The sequence below is a fragment of the Pseudomonas sp. Pso3 genome, from assembly GCF_055393275.1.
The window spans coordinates 4288974-4305360 of record NZ_AP043687.1 but is presented as its reverse complement, the minus strand read 5'-3'; the positions used below and the strand labels follow the sequence as shown (position 1 = coordinate 4305360).

Sequence of the window (16387 nt, the reverse complement as noted above, 5' to 3'; positions counted from 1 at the left end):
GGCTCCTTGTCTGAAGGGGGCGCGGTCTGTACCGACGCCATGGAAGTCATCCTACTGTGGCGCTGCGGTTTGATTAACGGGCTGGGAGGAGAATGGTCGTCCTATCCTGGTTGACGATGTCTCGGGCTGGGTGGCGTCAGATCCTGGTCCGCGATCACCGAACCGGGCGCGGACGGCCAGGCCAGAGCCGTACCGCCAGGGCCAGCAGGGCGGTGGCCAGCGCCAGGCCGGCGACGCCATTCCAGCCCAGCCGGGCCAGCAGCAGACTGCCCAGGGCCGCACCGCTGGCCATGCCGATGAACATGCCGGTGAAGAGCACCGCGTTGAGTCGGCTGCGCGCCTCGGGTTCCAGGCCGTAGACCTGGGCCTGGTGGGCGATCAGGGTGGCCTGGACGCCCAGGTCGAAGACCACCGTCGCCAGCGCCAGCAGCACCAGACCGGTCACGCCTGGTAGCCAGGGCAGCAGGAGCAGGCTGGCGAAGGCCAGGGCCGCCAGGCCGATGCCCAGCCGCGTTACCCACTCCGAGCCATGGCGATCCGCCAGGCGGCCGGCCCAGGGCGCGGCCAGGGCACCGGCGGCACCGGCCAGGCCGAAGGCGCCGGCGGCGGCGCTGCCCAGCTGGAAGGGCCCGGCGTGCAGATAGCGGGCGAGGGTCGACCAGAAGGCGCTGAAGCCGACCGACAGCAGGGCTTGCGCCAGGGTCGCCCGGCGCAGGGCGGCATGGCGGCGCCAGAGCGCGCCCAGGGAGCCGAGCAGGGCCGGATAGCTGAGTTGGGTGGTGGCGGCGAAGGCGGGCAGGCCGCGCCAGACCGCCACGCCGATGGCGGCGATGCTCAGGGCGGCGAACAGATAGACCGCCCGCCAGCCAAGCCACTCGCCCACCAGGCCGCTGACCACCCGGGACAGCAGGATGCCCAGCAGCAGGCCGGTCATCACCGTGCCGACGATGCGTCCGCGCTCGGCCGGCGGCGCCAGGGTCGCGGCGGCGGGCACCAGGTCCTGGGCCACGGTGGCGGCCAGCCCGGTCACCAGGCTGGCCAGCAGCAGCCCGTGCAGCCCGTGCAGCCTGGGCGCCAGGCTGGCGCCCAGCAGCGCCAGCAGCAGTACGGCCAATTTGGCCAGGATGATGCGACGGCGGTCGAAGCGATCACCCAGAGGTGCGAGCAGCAGCAGACCCAGGGCATAGCCGAGCTGGGTGAGGGTGGGTATCAGCCCGACGTCGGCAGCGGGCGCGGGCAGGGCAGTGGCCAGGGTGCCCAGCAGGGGTTGGCTGTAATAGAGGTTGGCCACGCTGAGGCCGGCGCCGGTGGCCAGCAGGCCGAGCAGGGCAGGGGACAGGCCGGTACGGTGCGCTGAGGTCGGGCTATGCGGGAGTGGAATATCGGTCATGGCGGTTCATCCGGTGGGAAGACGATGAGCGCATTCTCGACCAGAGCTGTCGCTACCTGTAGCCGAACGCCAGGTACAGGGGGTATACGTAGGCCGTATGAACAGTACCTTTTCCCACGACCGTCTCGACCTGCTGGAGACCTTCGTCCGCATCGTCGAGGCCGGCAGTCTGTCGGCGGCCGCGCGCCAGCTCGGCACCACCCAGCCCACCGTCAGCCGACGGCTGCAGGCACTGGAAGCGGCGCTGCAGGTGCGTCTGGTGCAGCGTTCGACCCACGCCCTGCGGCTGACCGAGGATGGTCAGCGCTGCTATCGCCAGGCCCAGCAACTGCTCGGCGACTGGCAGGCCTTCGCCGCCGCCCTGCACGGCGCCCATGCCGAGCCCGAGGGACGGCTGCGGGTGGTGATGCCCCATGCCTTCGGCCAGGAGCAGTTGCTCGATCCGCTGGAGACCTATCTGCGGCGCTATCCGGGCATGCAGGTGGACTGGGTGCTCAGCGACCGGGCACCGAATTTCGTCGCCGATGGCGTCGACTGCGCGATTCGGGTGGGGGCGGTGGAGGATCCGGACACCGTGGCGGTGCGCCTGGGCGATGTCCAGCGCATCCTGGTGGCGGCGCCGGACCTGGCAGGCACGCTGAGGGCACCCGAGGAGCTGACGGCGCTGCCCTGGATCGCCATGACCCAGTTCTACCAGACCGAATTGCGCCTGCAGCTGGGTTCTTCTGGCGAAAGCCGGCTGATCCCCTTGCGGGCGCGGCTGGCCACCGAGAGTCTCTTCGTCGCCCGGCATGCCGCGGTGCGGGGGCTGGGCTGCGCGGCGCTGTCGCACTGGATGGTACGCGAGGACGTCGCCACGGGGCGCCTGGTGCATCTGCTCCCCGAATGGCAGGCCGCGCCCCTGCCGATCTATCTCATCTATCCCTACGCCCGGGTCTATCCGGCGCGGTTGCGTCTGTTCCTCGAGCTGGTGCGCGAGGCCTGCGCCAGGATGCTGGATGTGACGGCGCCCGCCTGAACCCAAGGATCCAGGCGGGCGCAACGAGCGAGGGCGATCAGGCCAGCCGGGCCGCCCGCAGCGGTCGCCGGCCATCCAGGCTCAGGGCCCCGGCGCCGAAGGCCGCCACCTGCAGCAGGCCCCCGGCGATGGCGACGTTCTTGAGGAAGTGGATCAACTGATTCTGGTCGGCGAAGTGGCTGTGGAACACCAGGGCGGTGACCAGGGTGAAGGCGGCCATGGCCAGGGCCACCGGCCGGGTGCGATAGCCGATCAGCAGCAGGCTGGCGAGGCCCAGCTCCACCACCAGGGCGCCCAGGTAGGCGAGGTCCGGGAAAGGCAGGCCCATGGCGGCGATGTAGCCCTTGGTGGCGGCCGGGGCGAGCAGTTTGCCCACGCCACTGAACAGGAAGAGGCTGGCGAGCAGCAGGCGGCCGGTGGTGGCGGTGAGGGCTTGGGTGGTGTTCATCGTCAGCTGTCCTTTAAAGGTCTGGCATCCGGCTTGGATGCGATGGGCGCAGATTACTGTCCACCTTGAAATCGATTAAGTAGCTGGTCGGCGTTTTACCGTCACGCATGAGTTGACTGTTCGGCACGTTCAGGCCGCTGTTGTGACCTGAATCCTTTCACCTGCACGCCACAGCACAGGCGTACAAAAACCAGCACAGACGTCCAAGGCCGCTCCCCAGCGTCCGGGCGAAAGTCCGCCCCATCGACGGCGCGGGGCTTTTCTCGCAGCCGACTCTTTCACCAGGAGGATGGCCATGCGCGAGACGCGACTGGATCTGGGACTCTTGTTCCTGCGCCTGGGTGGCGCCGGACTGCTCCTGGCGGTACACGGCCTGCCCAAGGCGCTGCATTTCCGCCAGCAGCTCGGCCTGATCGAGGACCCGCTGCACCTGGGTGCCTGGCCGACCCTGGGTTTCGCCGTCTTCGCCGAGGTGCTCTGCCCGCTATTGATCGCCCTCGGCTGGGCGACGCGCCTGGCCTGCCTGCCGATCCTGGGGCTGCTGCTGATCGCCCTGCTGGTGGTGCATCCGCAGTGGTCGCTGGAAGAGGGTCAGTTCGGCTGGCTGCTGCTGGTGCTGTTCGGCACCCTGGCACTCACCGGACCGGGTCGCTACTCGCTGGAGGCGCGGCTGGCCAGGCGTCACGCCGCCCAGGGCGGATTCGCCAGGGCCCTGTCATGAGCACCGCGCTCGGGCAGGACCTGCACCAGGCGCACGGCCGCATCGTCACCCTGGTGATCCGCCACCAGCCCCTGGCCGGCCAGCACCAGGCCTATCAGCGCTGGTTGCAGCGCGCCGTCAGCGTCGCCCGCGCGGCCTGCGGTCACCTCGGTGTGGACGTCATCCCGCCGGCCGAGGAGGGCGCCGCCTTCACCACCCTGGTGCGCTTCGCCGACGTCGACCAACTGCAGGCCTGGCTGGCCTCGCCGGAGCGCCAGGCGCTGATCGCCGAGGTGGCGCCGCTGCTGCGCGAGGCCGATGCGCCCGAGGTGCATGCCGACGCCGAATTCTGGTTCAAGCCGCCACGCCCCGGCGTGCGTCCGCCACCGGCCTGGAAGCAGGCGGTGCTCACCTACCTGGTCATCGCGCCCCTGACGATGCTGATCCCGCCGCTGTGGCAGCCGCTGTTCGCGCGCTATCCGCTGCTGGCCGGACCGGTGCCCAGCAACCTGCTGATCACACTGTGCATCGTGCCGCTGGTGGTGTTCCTGATCATGCCGAGGGTGAGCCGCCTGTGCGCGCCCTGGCTCAACGCCCGCTCGGGCGCCTTTTCCACTCCCCCCACCGCTAGAGGCGAACAACCATGAGCACCTTTACCACCCGCGACGGCGTCGAGATCTATTTCAAGGACTGGGGCAGCGGCAAGCCCGTGCTGTTCAGCCACGGCTGGCCGCTTGACGCCGATATGTGGGACTACCAGATGCACCATCTGGCCGCCAACGGCTATCGCGCCATCGCCTTCGACCGCCGCGGTTTCGGGCGCTCCGGCCAGCCGTGGAACGGCTACGACTACGACACCTTCGCCGACGACATCAAGGAGCTGATCGAGCACCTGGATCTGCGCGACGTCACCCTGGTGGGCTTCTCCATGGGCGGTGGCGACGTCAGCCGCTACCTGGCGCGCCACGGTTCGGCGCGGGTCGCCAAGCTGGCGCTGCTCGGCGCCGTCACCCCGCTGTTCGGGCAGAAGCCGGATTTCCCCCAGGGCGTCGACCAGGGCGTCTTCGACGGTATCCGTGGTGGTCTGCTCAAGGACCGCGCCCAGTTCCTCGCCGACTTCGCCCCGGTCTTCTATGGCACCAACAAGGGCCAGGAGGTCTCCGCAGGCGTCTTCACCCAGACCCTCAACATCGCCTTGCTGGCGTCGCTGAAGGGCACCCTGGACTGCGTCACCGCCTTCTCGGAAACCGACTTCCGCCCGGACATGGCCAAGGTCGACGTACCCACCCTGGTGATCCACGGCGACGCCGACCAGGTGGTGCCCTTCGAAACCACCGGCAAGCTCGCCGCCGAGCTGATCCGCGGCGCCGAACTCAAGGTGTACGCCGGCGCACCCCACGGCTTCGCGGTGACCCACGCCGAGCAACTGAACCGCGACCTGCTGGCCTTCGTCGCCCGCTGAACCTTCCCGGGCGCCCTGCGCCCGGGCTTCTGACCCTGGTCCCGGAGGCCACATGCAACACGCCGATCTGATCCTGCACAACGGCAAGCTCCACACCGTCGATCCCGAGCGCCCCGAAGCGACCGCGGTCGCCATCAGGGACGGCGTCTTTATCGCCGTGGGCAGTGACAGCGACGTCATGGCCTATCGCGGCCCGGCCACCCAGGTGGTCGACCTGCGCGGGCGCCGCGCCATTCCCGGCCTCAACGACTCCCACCTGCACCTGATCCGCGGCGGTCTCAACTACAACCTGGAGCTGCGCTGGGAGGGCGTGCCCTCGCTGGCGGATGCCCTGCGCATGCTCAAGGACCAGGCCGAGCGCACCCCGGCGCCCCAGTGGGTGCGGGTGGTGGGCGGCTGGAACGAATTCCAGTTCGCCGAGCGCCGCCTGCCGACCCTGGACGAACTCAACCAGGCGGCGCCGGACACCCCGGTGTTCATTCTCCACCTCTACGACCGGGCGCTGCTCAATCGCGCCGCCCTGCGGGTCGTGGGCTACACCAGGGACACGCCCAATCCGCCAGGCGGCGAGATCCAGCGCGATGCCCGCGGCGAGCCCACCGGCATGCTCATCGCCCGGCCCAACGCCATGATCCTCTACGCCACCCTGGCCAAGGGGCCCAAGCTGCCGCTGGAATACCAGGTCAATTCCACCCGCCAGTTCATGCGCGAACTCAATCGCCTGGGGCTGACCAGCGCCATCGACGCCGGCGGCGGCTTCCAGAACTACCCGGACGACTATCAGGTGATCCAGGAACTGGCCGACGCCGACCAGCTCACCGTGCGCATCGCCTACAACCTCTTCACCCAGCGGCCCAAGGAAGAGCTGACCGACTTCAAGAACTGGACCAGCAGCGTCACCCTGCACCAGGGCACCGACTTCCTCCGCCACAACGGCGCCGGCGAGATGCTGGCCTTCTCGGCGGCCGACTTCGAGGACTTCCTCGAACCGCGCCCGGACCTGCCGCCCACCATGGAAGCCGATCTGGAACCCGTGGTGCGCCACCTGGTGGAGCAGCGCTGGCCGTTCCGCCTGCACGCCACCTACGACGAATCCATCTCGCGGATGCTCGACGTCTTCGAGAGGGTCAACCGCGACGTGCCCTTCAACGGCCTGCCCTGGTTCTTCGACCACGCCGAGACCATCAGCCCGCGCAACATCGAGCGGGTCAAGGCGCTCGGCGGCGGCATCGCCATCCAGGACCGCATGGCCTTCCAGGGCGAATACTTCGTCGACCGCTATGGCGCCCAGGCGGCCGAGCAGACCCCGCCGATCCAGCGGATGCTGGCCGAAGGCGTGCCGGTGGGTGCGGGGACCGACGCCACCCGCGTCTCCAGCTACAACCCCTGGACCTCGCTGTACTGGCTGGTCAGTGGTCGTACCGTCGGCGGTCTCGCGCTCTATCAGGAAGGTCTGCCACGGGCCACCGCGCTGCAGCTGTTCACCCAAGGCAGCGCCTGGTTCTCCTCGGAGCAGGGCAAGAAGGGCCAGCTGCGGGTGGGCCAGCTGGCCGACGTGGCGGTGCTCTCGGCGGACTTCTTCACGGTCGAGGAAGAGGCCATCAAGCACCTGGAGTCGGTGCTCACCGTGGTTGGTGGCCGCATCGTCCATGGCGCCGAGGAATTCGATCGTCTGGGTCCGCCGCCCTTGCCGGTCACCCCGGACTGGTCGCCGGTGGTCAAGGTGCCCGGTCACTGGAAACCCGGTGCGCCCCTGCAGGCCGCCGTGCATCAGTGCGCCGGTGCCTGTGCCGTGCATGGCCACGGCCATGAGCGGGCGCGCCAGAGCCGGGTGCCGGTGAGCGACTTCAGTGGCTTCTGGGGCGCCTTCGGCTGCTCCTGCTTCAGCTTCTGAGGAGCGCCGCCATGACCGCCGCCGCCGTGACTCCCAACGCCGCCTCGCCCTGGCAGCCGCTGCGCCAGCGCACCTTTCGCTGGTTGTGGCTGGCCAGCATCGCCTCCAACATCGGTACCTGGATGCACGAGGTGGGCGCCGGCTGGCTGATGACCTCGCTGTCCGCCAGCCCCCTGGCGGTGGCCCTGGTGCAGGTGGCGGGGGCGTTGCCGATGTTCCTACTGGCGCTGCCGGCCGGCGCCCTGGCCGACATCGTCGACCGGCGCCGCTATCTGCTCGGCGTGCAGCTGTGGATGGCCGCGGTGGCCCTGGCCCTGGCCGGCCTGACCCTGGCCGGCTGGATGACCGTACCGCTGCTGCTGGGCCTGACCCTGGCCATGGGCGTGGGCACCGCGCTGATGCTGCCGGCCTGGTCGGCGCTGACCCCCGAGCTGGTCGACAAGAGCGAGTTGCCCGCTGCCATCGCCCTGTCCAGCCTGGGCATGAACGTGGCCCGCGCCCTCGGCCCGGCCCTGGCCGGGGTGCTGGTCAGCCTGGCCGGTCCCTGGCTGACCTTCGCCCTCAATGCCGTCTCCTTTTTTGCCGTGATCGTCGCGCTCCTGACCTGGCGACGCCAACCTGCAGCCGCCGTGCTGCCCGCGGAGCGCCTGCTGGGCGCCGTCCGGGTCGGCTTCCGCTATGCCCGCAGCTCGCTCCAGCTGCAGGTGGTGCTGGCCCGGACCGCCGCGTTTTTCCTCGGCGCCAGTGCCGGCATGGCCCTGCTGCCCCTGCTGGTACGCCAGGCCCTGCAGGGCACCGCCCTGGATTTCGGCATCCTGCTCGGCTGTGTCGGCCTGGGCGCCATCGGCGGCGCCATGCTCCTGCCGCGCCTGCGTGAAAGACTCTCCAGCGACCTGCTGGTGGCCGGCGCCAGTGCCCTCTATGCGCTGGTCCTGCTCGGCCTGGCCTGGATCCGCGACTTCGCCTGGCTGTTGCCGGTGATGCTGGCCAGCGGCCTGGCCTGGATCGCCGTGCTCTCCAGCCTGCAGGTGGCCGCCCAGACCGCCGTACCCGCCTGGGTGCGCGCCCGCGCCCTGGCCGTCTATATCCTGGTGTTCTTCGGCACCAGCGCCCTGGGCGGCTTCCTCTGGGGCGCCCTGGCCAGTCATTTCTCCCTGAGCGTGGCGCTGAGCGCGGCGGCCGGGGTGCTGCTGGCCGGCATCGGGCTGACCTGGCGCCTGCGCCTGCCGGTCACCCCGGCGGCGGACATCGCGCCTTCGCTGCACTGGCCGGCGCCCATCCTCGACGACTCCCTGGACCGCGAGCGCGGCCCGGTGATGGTCACCCTGGAATACGACATCGCCCCCGAGCACGGCCCGGCCTTTCGCCAGGCCATGCAGGCGGTGGGCGCCATGCGCCGGCGCAACGGCGCCTTCTCCTGGGCGCTGCTGCAGGACAGCGCCGAGCCGCGCCGCTGGCAGGAATTCTTCTGCGACGAATCCTGGCTGGAACACCTGCGCCACCACCACCGCGTCACCCAGGGCGAACAGCGCCTGGAAGCGGCGGCGCGGCAGTACCAGACCCCCGGCGTACCCATCGCCATCCGCCATCTCCTGGGCGGCGCCTAGCGCAGCCCGTTACCTCATCAACCACCCCCCGAGGACTCCACCATGAGCAAGCCCTACAACCGTCTCGACAAGAACGATGCCGTCGTCCTGCTGATCGACCACCAGGCCGGTCTGATCTCCCTGGTGCAGGATTTCACCCCCAGCGACTTCAAGAACAACGTCCTGGCTCTGGCCAACAGCGCCAAGTTCTTTGGTCTGCCCACCATCCTCACCACCAGCTTCGAGCAGGGCCCCAACGGACCGCTGGTGCCCGAGCTGATCGAGCTGTTCCCCGAGGCGCCGTACATCGCCCGTCCCGGCCAGATCAACGCCTGGGACAACGAAGACTTCGTCGCCGCCATCAAGGCCACCGGCCGCAAGCAGCTGATCATCGCCGGCGTGGTGACCGACGTCTGCGTGGCCTTCCCGGCGCTGGCCGCCATCGCCGAAGGCTTCGACGTCTTCGTGGTGACCGATGCCTCCGGCACCTTCGACAAGACCGTGCAGCAGGCCGCCTGGGCACGCATGAGCGCCGCCGGCGTGCAGCTGATGAACTGGTTCAGCGTGGCCTGCGAACTGCACCGCGACTGGCGCAACGACATCGAGGGCCTGGGCGCGCTGCTGTCCAACCACATCCCCAACTACCGCAACCTGATGACCAGCTACGCCAAGCTGGCCGCCAAGTAAGGTAAACGAAGTCAGGCGCCTCTCCCGGCGCCTGACCTTCGCGGAGGGATGCCGTGAACCGCAACGACCTGCGCCGCATCGACCTGCACCTGCTGGTGGTGTTCGAAAGCCTGATGCACGAGCGCAACCTCACCCGCACCGCGGAAAAGCTCTTTCTTGGCCAGCCGGCCATCAGCGCCGCCCTGGTGCGCCTGCGACAGTTCTTCGACGATCCCCTGCTGGTGCGCAGCGGTCGCGCCATGGAGCCCACGCCGCGCGCCCTGGCCATTCTCGAACGGTTGCGTCCGGCCCTGGACGGCCTGTCCAATGCCTTGAGCGAGGTCGACGACTTCGACCCCGGCGCAAGTCGCGCGGTGTTTCGCCTGGGCATGTCCGACGACGTCGAGTGCGGCCTGCTGCCGCCGCTGCTGGCCCATCTGCGCGAGGTGGCGCCGCACTGCTTGCTGGTGGTGCGCAACGCCAACTTCCTGCTCCTGCCCGGGCTGCTGGCCAGTGGCGAGGTGTCCCTGGGCATCAGCTACACCACCCAGCTGCCGGCCAACGCCAAGTGCCGCACCCTGAGGCACATCCGCGCCCTGGTGGTCCGCGCCGACCGCGATCCCGCGCCCCTGACGCTGGACGACTACTGCGCCCGGCCCCATGTGCTGGTGTCCATGTCCGGCGATCTCTGCGGCAACATCGACGACGACCTGGCGCGCCTCGGCCGCAGTCGCAAGGTGGCCCTGGGCGTCCCCCACTTCAACGGCCTCGGCGCCCTGCTGGCCGGTAGCGAATTGCTCGCCACGGTGCCCGACTACGCCGCCCGGGCGCTGGCCGCCGGTGGCAGTCTGCGCCTCGAGGAACCGCCGTTTCCCATCGTCCCGGCCAAGCTGTCGTTGGTCTGGCGCGCGGCCCAGGACCAGGACCCGGGCGAGCGCTGGCTGCGCGGCGAGATCATCAGATTCATGGGCGAGAACCCCTAGCGCCGCGGCCATCAGCGTCGTCGATAAGCGCTATCCGCCGGTACGATTTATGGGGGAGGGGGTTGGCTTCTTAGGATGGCTCCATATTGTTTGGAGCCACTCCCATGAATCTCGCCGCCCTTCGTAATACCCTCCGCCTGCTGGCCTGCGCCGGCTTCCTCGCCCTGCTGGCCGGCTGCGCCAGCTCCCACAACGCCTACCTCAGGGATGGCAGCACGGCCTACCTGGTGCAGTGCAACGGGGTCTTCGGCAGCTGGTCCGGCTGCGCGGGCGAAGCCGCGGCGCGCTGCCCCACCGGCAGCTATCAGGTTCTCGCCCGCAACCACCTGGACGGCGCCAGCGAAGCCCAGGCCGAAGCCAGCGTCGCCGGCCAGTCCTACCCGGTGCGCAACCTGCTGGTGCAGTGCCAGGGCGAACAGCTGGCCTGGCGGGTGGGCAACTTCGTGCGCCAGCAGCCGGTCAGCGAGGGCTGAGGGTAGCTCCGCAGGCCGTCGAGCGTCCTGCCACGGCTGAACACCGGCTCGAATAACTCCCTCTCCCTCCGGGAGAGGGCTGGGGTGAGGGTACGCCCCGCACAACGACCTCACCCCTGGAAAAGGCTGCGCCGTTTTCCAAGCTACGGTTCAAATAGAGCTGAGCGCCTGCACGGCTAGCCCCCTCTCCCTCCGGGAGAGGGTTGGGGTGAGGGCGCTCCCCGCGCAACGGCGCCACCCCCGGAAAAGGCTGCGCCGTTTTCCAGGCTACGGTTCAAATAGAGCTGAACGCCTGCACGGCTAGCCCCCTCTCCCTCTGGGAGAGGGTTGGGGTGAGGGCGCTCCCCGCGCAACAACGTCACCCCTTTGAAAAGGCCGCGCCGTTTTCCAGGCTACGTTTCTGCGCGGGCTTTTAGGCGCGGCCGTACCGGCGGACCACCCGGCGGTCATTCCTCAAACATGCTCCAGGAAATTCAACAGCCTCCCACCAGGATCGCGGACAAAGAAGCGTCTCACGCCCCAGGGCTCCATCACCGGACCGTACTCCGGCACGTAGCCCGCGCCCTCCAATCGACGCAAGACCTCGTCCAGGTCATCGACCTCCAGCGACAACTCCGGCACCGGCGTGCCCGAGCCACCTTCCATCGCGAAGCTGACCTGGGGAGTGGTCTGGCCGGCGCCGACGAAGGTCAGGATCCAGCCATGGTCCATAGCCAGCGTCAGCCCCAGCAGCTCACCGTAGAAGACCTTGGCGGCGGCCAATTGCGCGGTGGCGATGTTCGGTACGATGCGCGTGATCTGCATGGCTGAAATCTCCGGCGGTACGGGCCTGACAGCTTAGCAAGGGCCGCTGCCAGGCTGTCACTCGCGTCTCGCGGCGGCCGACCGATGCGCGACAGCTAATCCGCCAGCGCCTCTTCCAGTACCTTGAGAAATTCCCGGGTCGCCGGCGTCGGCAGGGGCGACCAGATGGCGTGGACGTTACGCTGGGGCGCATCGCTGACCGGCACCCGGGCCAGGCCGGCAAAGGTGCTGGCGATACTCTGGGGCACCAGGCCGATCGCCAGGCCGCGGCGGACGAAGCGCTCCAGCAACTGCATGTTGCCCGTCTCGAAACGCACCCGATGGGGCAGGCCCAGAGCGGCGAAGGCCTCGTCGGTTTGCCGCCGCGCGCCGCTGCCCGCGGGCAGGTCCACCAGCGGCAGATCCACCAGCTCGTGCAGCGACAGCCTTTCTCGCCCCGCCAGGCCGTGCGCGGCGGGCAGCACCGCCACCAGTTCCTCGCTGAGCAGCAGGCGGCTGTCCACCGCTTCCAGGGCCACCTGGCGCGACAGCCCGATCAGCGCGAAATCCAGTTGCCGCTCGCGCACCGCCGCCAGCAGCGTCTCGCTCTTGTCCTGGCGCAGGCGGATGTCCACCTGGGGATGACGGGCATGGAAGGTGGCCAGCAAGTCGACGATATCCAGGCGCGGCACCGAGGAGATCAGGCCCAGCGTCAGGGTGCCGCGAATGGCGCCGACCGCGGCGGCCACGTCCTGCTGCAAGCGCTCCACCGCCGCCAGCGCCTGGCGCGCATGGACCAGCAAGGCTTCGCCGGCGGGGGTAATGCGCACCTGGCGCGGCAGGCGCTCGAACAGGGTGGCGCCCAGCTCGGCTTCCAGGCGGGCGATTTGGTGACTGAGCGCCGACTGCACTACATGGCAACGCTCGGCGGCGCGGGTGAAGTGGCGCTCCTCGGCCAGGGCGACGGCGAATTCCAGCTGCTTGAGATTCATGGTGCTATCTTGAAATGAGATCAAAGCCATCTTAACGATTCATTTAACCGATAGCTGCCGTTGTCCGATACTGGCCAGCCCCTCTCTTGCCGGACCCCGCGGATGTCGAACCCCACGCCTCCTCTCAGCCGCTGGCTGACCCTGCTCATGGCCGTCGCCACCGGCATCGCCGTGGCCAGCAATTACTACAACCAACCGCTGCTGCACACCATCGCCCAGCGCTTCGACCTCAGCTACACCCAGGCCGGCAGCATCGTCACCACCGCCCAGCTCAGCTACGCCGCCGGACTCCTGCTGCTGGTGCCCCTGGGCGACCTGCTGGAACGCCGGCGACTGATCGTCACCATGAGCGTGATCGCCGCCGCCGGCCTGGCCCTGAGCGCCACCGCCACCAGTCTGACCTGGCTGCTGCTGGGCACCGCCATGACCGGGCTCTTCTCGGTGGTGGCCCAGGTGCTGGTGCCCTTCGCCGCGACCCTGGCCGCGCCGGAGCAGCGGGGCAGGGCGGTGGGCACGGTGATGAGCGGCCTCATCCTCGGCATCCTGCTGGCCCGCACCGTGGCCGGAGCGCTCTCGTCCCTGGGCGACTGGCGCACTGTCTATGCCGTGGCGGCCGGTCTGATGCTGGCCACCGCCCTGGCCCTGCGCCTGGCGCTGCCGCGCTATCAGCAGTCGGCGGGCCTGAGCTATCCGCGGCTGCTGGGGTCGGTGTTCGAGCTCTTGCGCGACGAGCCCCTGCACCGGCTGCGCACCCTGCTGGGGTGCCTGGGCTTCGCCGTCTTCGCGGTGTTCTGGACGCCGCTGGCCTTTCTGCTCGCCGCCGAACCCTATGGCTTCAGCGACGGCACCATCGGCCTGTTCGGTCTCGCCGGCGCCGTGGGCGCCCTGGCCGCCAACCTGGCCGGACGCATGGCCGACCAGGGCAAGGGCAGTCTCGCCACCAGCATCGGCCTGGCCTCCCTGACCCTGGCCTGGCCACCCCTGGCCTTCGCCCAGCAGTCGCTGGCGGCGCTGCTGGTCGGCATCCTGGTGCTGGATCTCGCCGTGCAGCTCAGCCACGTGAGCAACCAGAACGTGGTCTATCGGCTGCGCCCGGAAGCGCGCAGCCGCCTCAACGCCGGTTACATGACCGGCTACTTCCTCGGCGGCTCCCTGGGTTCGTTGCTGTCGGCGCGACTCTACGAACACTTCGGCTGGACCGGCGTGAGCCTGGCCGGGTGCCTGCTGGCGGCCACGGCGCTGGCGGTCTGGGGCCTGTTCCTCATGCGGCAGCGTCAGGCGCGGGCCTGAACGCCATCATCAGCGCGGTCGATGATCGCTATCCCGAGGGACGATTTCTAGGCGCGGGGTGGGCTGGCGACAATGAGTCCACACCCACCCGACACAGGTACTCGCCATGAAAGCCCTCACCGCCCTCTTCGCCGCCACCCTGCTCACCACCGCCATCGCCCAATCCGCCCAGGCCGAGGAAAGCGCCCTGCGCCCCCTGGGTTCGCTGATTGAAAAGCACCAGCAGCAGGATCGTACTCTGGCTGAAAACGGCGCCGATCGCAGTCTGCAGCCGTCGATCCAGCGCCAGCAACAGCGTCTCGACCCGCGCCGTGCCCTGGCCGAAAACGGTGCCGATCGCAGCCTGCAACCCTCGATCCAGCGCCAGCAACAGCGTCTCGACCCGCGCCGTGCCCTGGCTGAAAACGGCGCCGAGCGCAGTCTGCAGCCCTCGATCCAGCGCCAGCAGCAGCGCCTGGACGGCCAACGCCTGGCCGCCGACGGCGCCGAGCGGACCCTGCAGCAGTGGCCCCAGCGTCAACCGACCCGCGGCGCCGCGGCGTGAGTCGGCTGAACCGTCAGCCGGTCGCGCAGATAGTCCGAGAACAGCTGGACGATGCGCGCCGACTGACGATGTTGGGGATAGACCGCATAGACCGCCGCGCTGGGCAGGGCGAAGTCTTCCAGCACCTGTACCAGCGCCCCTGAGGCCAGCGCCGCGCCGATGATGAAGGTCGGCAGCACCGCGATGCCCTGACCGGCGATGGCCGCATCCCGCACCACCTCTCCGTTGTTGGCCCGGAGCTGACCCTGCATGGGCAGCACCAGCGGTTTGCCCCCACGCTGGAAGCGCCATTCCACCTGGCGACCATGGCCATAGAGCAGACAGCTGTGCTCGGCCAGATCCTCCGGCTGCAGCAGCGGCGGCGCCTTTTGTAGATAATCCGGACTGGCACAGGTCACCAGTTGCATCTCGGTCAGCCGCTTGGCGATCAGACTGGAGTCGGCCAGAGTGCCGATACGGATCGACATGTCATAGCCCTCCGCCAGCAGATCCACCGCCCGGTCATTGAGATCCAGCTCCAGGCGGATCTGCGGATAGGCTGAAAGAAAATCCGGCAGCAGGGGACTCAGGTGCAGGGTGCCAAAGGTCATCGGCGCACTGACCCGCAGCACCCCCTGGGGCACCGTCCGCCGGCTGGAGAGCAATTCCTCGGTGTCGTTGACGTCTTCGAGGATCTTGACCGCCCGCTCATAGAGCAGCATTCCCAGTTCGGTCGCCTGCAGGCGTCGCGTGGTGCGATTGAGCAGCCGCACCCCCAGGCTTTCCTCCAGTGCCATGGTCCGCCGGCTGACGAATTGCTTGGACAGCCCCAGCTTGTCGGCGGCGGCGGTGAAGCTGCCCTCGTTCAGGGTGGTGACGAACAGGCGCAGGTCTTCGAAATTCATGGCGGCATCCAGGCAGCGGGAGACGTTTGACGACGGTTGAATCGCCGTCATTGTGCCAAATCGCCTGGCGTCCAGTGTCAGCCAGGCCGCTGGCGAGCGCGCAAAGAAAACCCCTCGCCACCTTGCGGTGGGGAGGGGGCTCTGGCCTTGGCCGTCGCTTAGACGTTGAAGCGGAAGTGCATGACATCACCGTCCTTGACGATGTAGTCCTTGCCTTCCAGGCGCCACTTGCCGGCTTCCTTGGCGCCGTTCTCGCCCTTGAAGGCGATGAAGTCGTCATAGGCCACCACTTCGGCGCGGATGAAGCCCTTTTCGAAGTCGGTGTGGATGGCGGCGGCCGACTGGGGCGCGGTGGCGCCGACGCGGACGGTCCAGGCGCGGACTTCCTTCACCCCGGCGGTGAAGTAGGTCTGCAGGTTGAGCAGTTCGTAGCCGGCGCGGATCACCCGGTTCAGGCCCGGCTCTTCCATGCCCATGGATTCGAGGAACATCTGCTTTTCCTCGTCGTCGTCCAGTTCGGCGATTTCCGCCTCGATCTTGTTGCACACCGGCACCACCACGGCGCCTTCTTCTTCGGCGATGGCACGGACCACGTCCAGGTGCGGGTTGTTCTCGAAGCCGTCTTCGGCGACGTTGGCGATGTACATCACCGGCTTGCTGGTCAGCAGGTGGAAGCTGCGCACCAGGCGCTTCTGCTCCTCGTCCAGGCCCTTCATCAGGCTGCGGGCGGGCTTGCCGGCCTCGAAGTGGGGAATCAGCTGTTCCAGCAGGGCCTTTTGCGCCAGGGCTTCCTTGTCACCGCCCTTGGCGTTGCGGGTCACGCGCTGCAGCTGCTTTTCGCAGCTGTCGAGGTCGGCGAAGATCAGCTCCAGGTCGATCACCTCGATGTCCCGCTTGGGGTCCACCGAGTTGGCCACGTGGATGACGTTCTCGTCTTCGAAGCAGCGCACCACGTGGGCGATGGCATCGGTCTCGCGGATGTTGGCGAGAAACTTGTTGCCCAGGCCTTCACCCTTGGAGGCACCCGCCACCAGGCCGGCGATGTCGACGAATTCCATGGTGGTGGGGATCACCCGCTCGGGTTTGACGATCTCCGCCAGGGCGTTCAGTCGCGCATCGGGCATGGGCACGATGCCGCTGTTGGGCTCGATGGTGCAGAAGGGGAAGTTTTCCGCCGCGATACCGGATTGGGTCAGGGCATTGAACAGGGTGGACTTGCCGACGTTGGGCAGGCCGACGATGCCGCAATTGAATCCCATGGTGTGTGTCCTCGC

At 68.7% G+C, this 16387-nt stretch carries 17 protein-coding genes; 11 read left to right on the top strand and 6 right to left on the bottom strand.

What is annotated here, in order from left to right; all coding sequences use genetic code 11:
• Positions 1-154 precede the first annotated feature (154 nt).
• Complete coding sequence (locus ACZ5R1_RS20220) at positions 155-1390, bottom strand: MFS transporter (RefSeq protein WP_464712650.1); 1236 nt, start codon at positions 1388-1390, stop codon at positions 155-157.
• 97 nt (positions 1391-1487) lie between these two features.
• Between ACZ5R1_RS20220 and ACZ5R1_RS20215 the strand changes: the two genes are divergently transcribed.
• Entirely contained in the window at positions 1488-2408 is a 921-nt protein-coding gene (locus ACZ5R1_RS20215; RefSeq protein WP_042136547.1) for a LysR family transcriptional regulator, read from the top strand.
• Between the two features lie 37 nt (positions 2409-2445).
• On the opposite strand, the gene ACZ5R1_RS20210 is transcribed toward ACZ5R1_RS20215, so the two are convergent.
• Positions 2446-2856, bottom strand: a complete 411-nt coding sequence (locus ACZ5R1_RS20210) for a DoxX family protein (protein ID WP_042136548.1) — start codon at positions 2854-2856, stop codon at positions 2446-2448.
• A gap of 295 nt (positions 2857-3151) precedes the next feature.
• On the opposite strand from ACZ5R1_RS20210, the gene ACZ5R1_RS20205 reads away from it, so the two are divergent.
• From ACZ5R1_RS20205 to ACZ5R1_RS20170, 8 genes are all read left to right on the top strand, one after another.
• Positions 3152-3577 (top strand): DoxX family protein, encoded by a 426-nt coding sequence (locus ACZ5R1_RS20205; protein ID WP_027599156.1) that lies wholly within the window; start codon positions 3152-3154, stop codon positions 3575-3577.
• Positions 3574-4203, top strand: a complete 630-nt coding sequence (locus ACZ5R1_RS20200; RefSeq protein ID WP_042136552.1) for an antibiotic biosynthesis monooxygenase — start codon at positions 3574-3576, stop codon at positions 4201-4203. Before ACZ5R1_RS20205 ends, ACZ5R1_RS20200 begins: the two co-directional genes overlap by 4 nt.
• A complete protein-coding gene (locus ACZ5R1_RS20195; protein WP_042136554.1) occupies positions 4200-5018 on the top strand; it encodes an alpha/beta fold hydrolase in 819 nt (272 codons plus the stop codon). Before ACZ5R1_RS20200 ends, ACZ5R1_RS20195 begins: the two co-directional genes overlap by 4 nt.
• A gap of 52 nt (positions 5019-5070) precedes the next feature.
• Positions 5071-6912, top strand: coding sequence for an amidohydrolase (locus ACZ5R1_RS20190; RefSeq protein WP_042136556.1), 1842 nt, complete (start codon positions 5071-5073; stop codon positions 6910-6912).
• Between the two features lie 11 nt (positions 6913-6923).
• Entirely contained in the window at positions 6924-8519 is a 1596-nt protein-coding gene (locus ACZ5R1_RS20185; protein WP_042136558.1) for an MFS transporter, read from the top strand.
• Between the two features lie 42 nt (positions 8520-8561).
• A complete protein-coding gene (gene ycaC / locus ACZ5R1_RS20180) occupies positions 8562-9185 on the top strand; it encodes an isochorismate family cysteine hydrolase YcaC (RefSeq protein WP_042136560.1) in 624 nt (207 codons plus the stop codon).
• A 53-nt stretch (positions 9186-9238) separates the two neighbouring features.
• Positions 9239-10147, top strand: a complete 909-nt coding sequence (locus tag ACZ5R1_RS20175) for a LysR family transcriptional regulator (RefSeq protein ID WP_464712649.1) — start codon at positions 9239-9241, stop codon at positions 10145-10147.
• 104 nt (positions 10148-10251) lie between these two features.
• Positions 10252-10620: a hypothetical protein gene (locus tag ACZ5R1_RS20170; protein ID WP_042136561.1), complete on the top strand. Its 369-nt coding sequence runs from the start codon at positions 10252-10254 to the stop codon at positions 10618-10620.
• 453 nt (positions 10621-11073) lie between these two features.
• Here ACZ5R1_RS20170 and ACZ5R1_RS20165 read toward each other — a convergent pair whose 3' ends face one another.
• A complete protein-coding gene (locus ACZ5R1_RS20165; protein WP_027602861.1) occupies positions 11074-11424 on the bottom strand; it encodes a VOC family protein in 351 nt (116 codons plus the stop codon).
• Positions 11425-11519: 95 nt separating this feature from the next.
• Positions 11520-12395 carry a LysR substrate-binding domain-containing protein gene (locus ACZ5R1_RS20160; protein WP_115946650.1) on the bottom strand — a complete coding sequence of 292 codons (876 nt, stop codon included), beginning with the start codon at positions 12393-12395 and terminating at the stop codon, positions 11520-11522.
• A 102-nt stretch (positions 12396-12497) separates the two neighbouring features.
• Between ACZ5R1_RS20160 and ACZ5R1_RS20155 the strand changes: the two genes are divergently transcribed.
• On the top strand, positions 12498-13685 hold the full coding sequence (locus tag ACZ5R1_RS20155) for an MFS transporter (protein WP_115946651.1): 1188 nt from the start codon (positions 12498-12500) through the stop codon (positions 13683-13685).
• A 106-nt stretch (positions 13686-13791) separates the two neighbouring features.
• Positions 13792-14229, top strand: coding sequence for a hypothetical protein (locus ACZ5R1_RS20150; RefSeq protein WP_042136566.1), 438 nt, complete (start codon positions 13792-13794; stop codon positions 14227-14229).
• On the opposite strand, the gene ACZ5R1_RS20145 is transcribed toward ACZ5R1_RS20150, so the two are convergent.
• Together ACZ5R1_RS20145 and ychF are read right to left on the bottom strand one after the other, a co-directional pair.
• Positions 14202-15113, bottom strand: coding sequence for a LysR family transcriptional regulator (locus ACZ5R1_RS20145; protein WP_027602865.1), 912 nt, complete (start codon positions 15111-15113; stop codon positions 14202-14204). The two genes, ACZ5R1_RS20150 and ACZ5R1_RS20145, sit on opposite strands and share 28 nt — an antisense overlap.
• A 158-nt stretch (positions 15114-15271) precedes the next feature.
• Positions 15272-16372: a redox-regulated ATPase YchF gene (gene ychF, locus ACZ5R1_RS20140; RefSeq protein ID WP_007161550.1), complete on the bottom strand. Its 1101-nt coding sequence runs from the start codon at positions 16370-16372 to the stop codon at positions 15272-15274.
• Positions 16373-16387 lie beyond the last annotated feature (15 nt).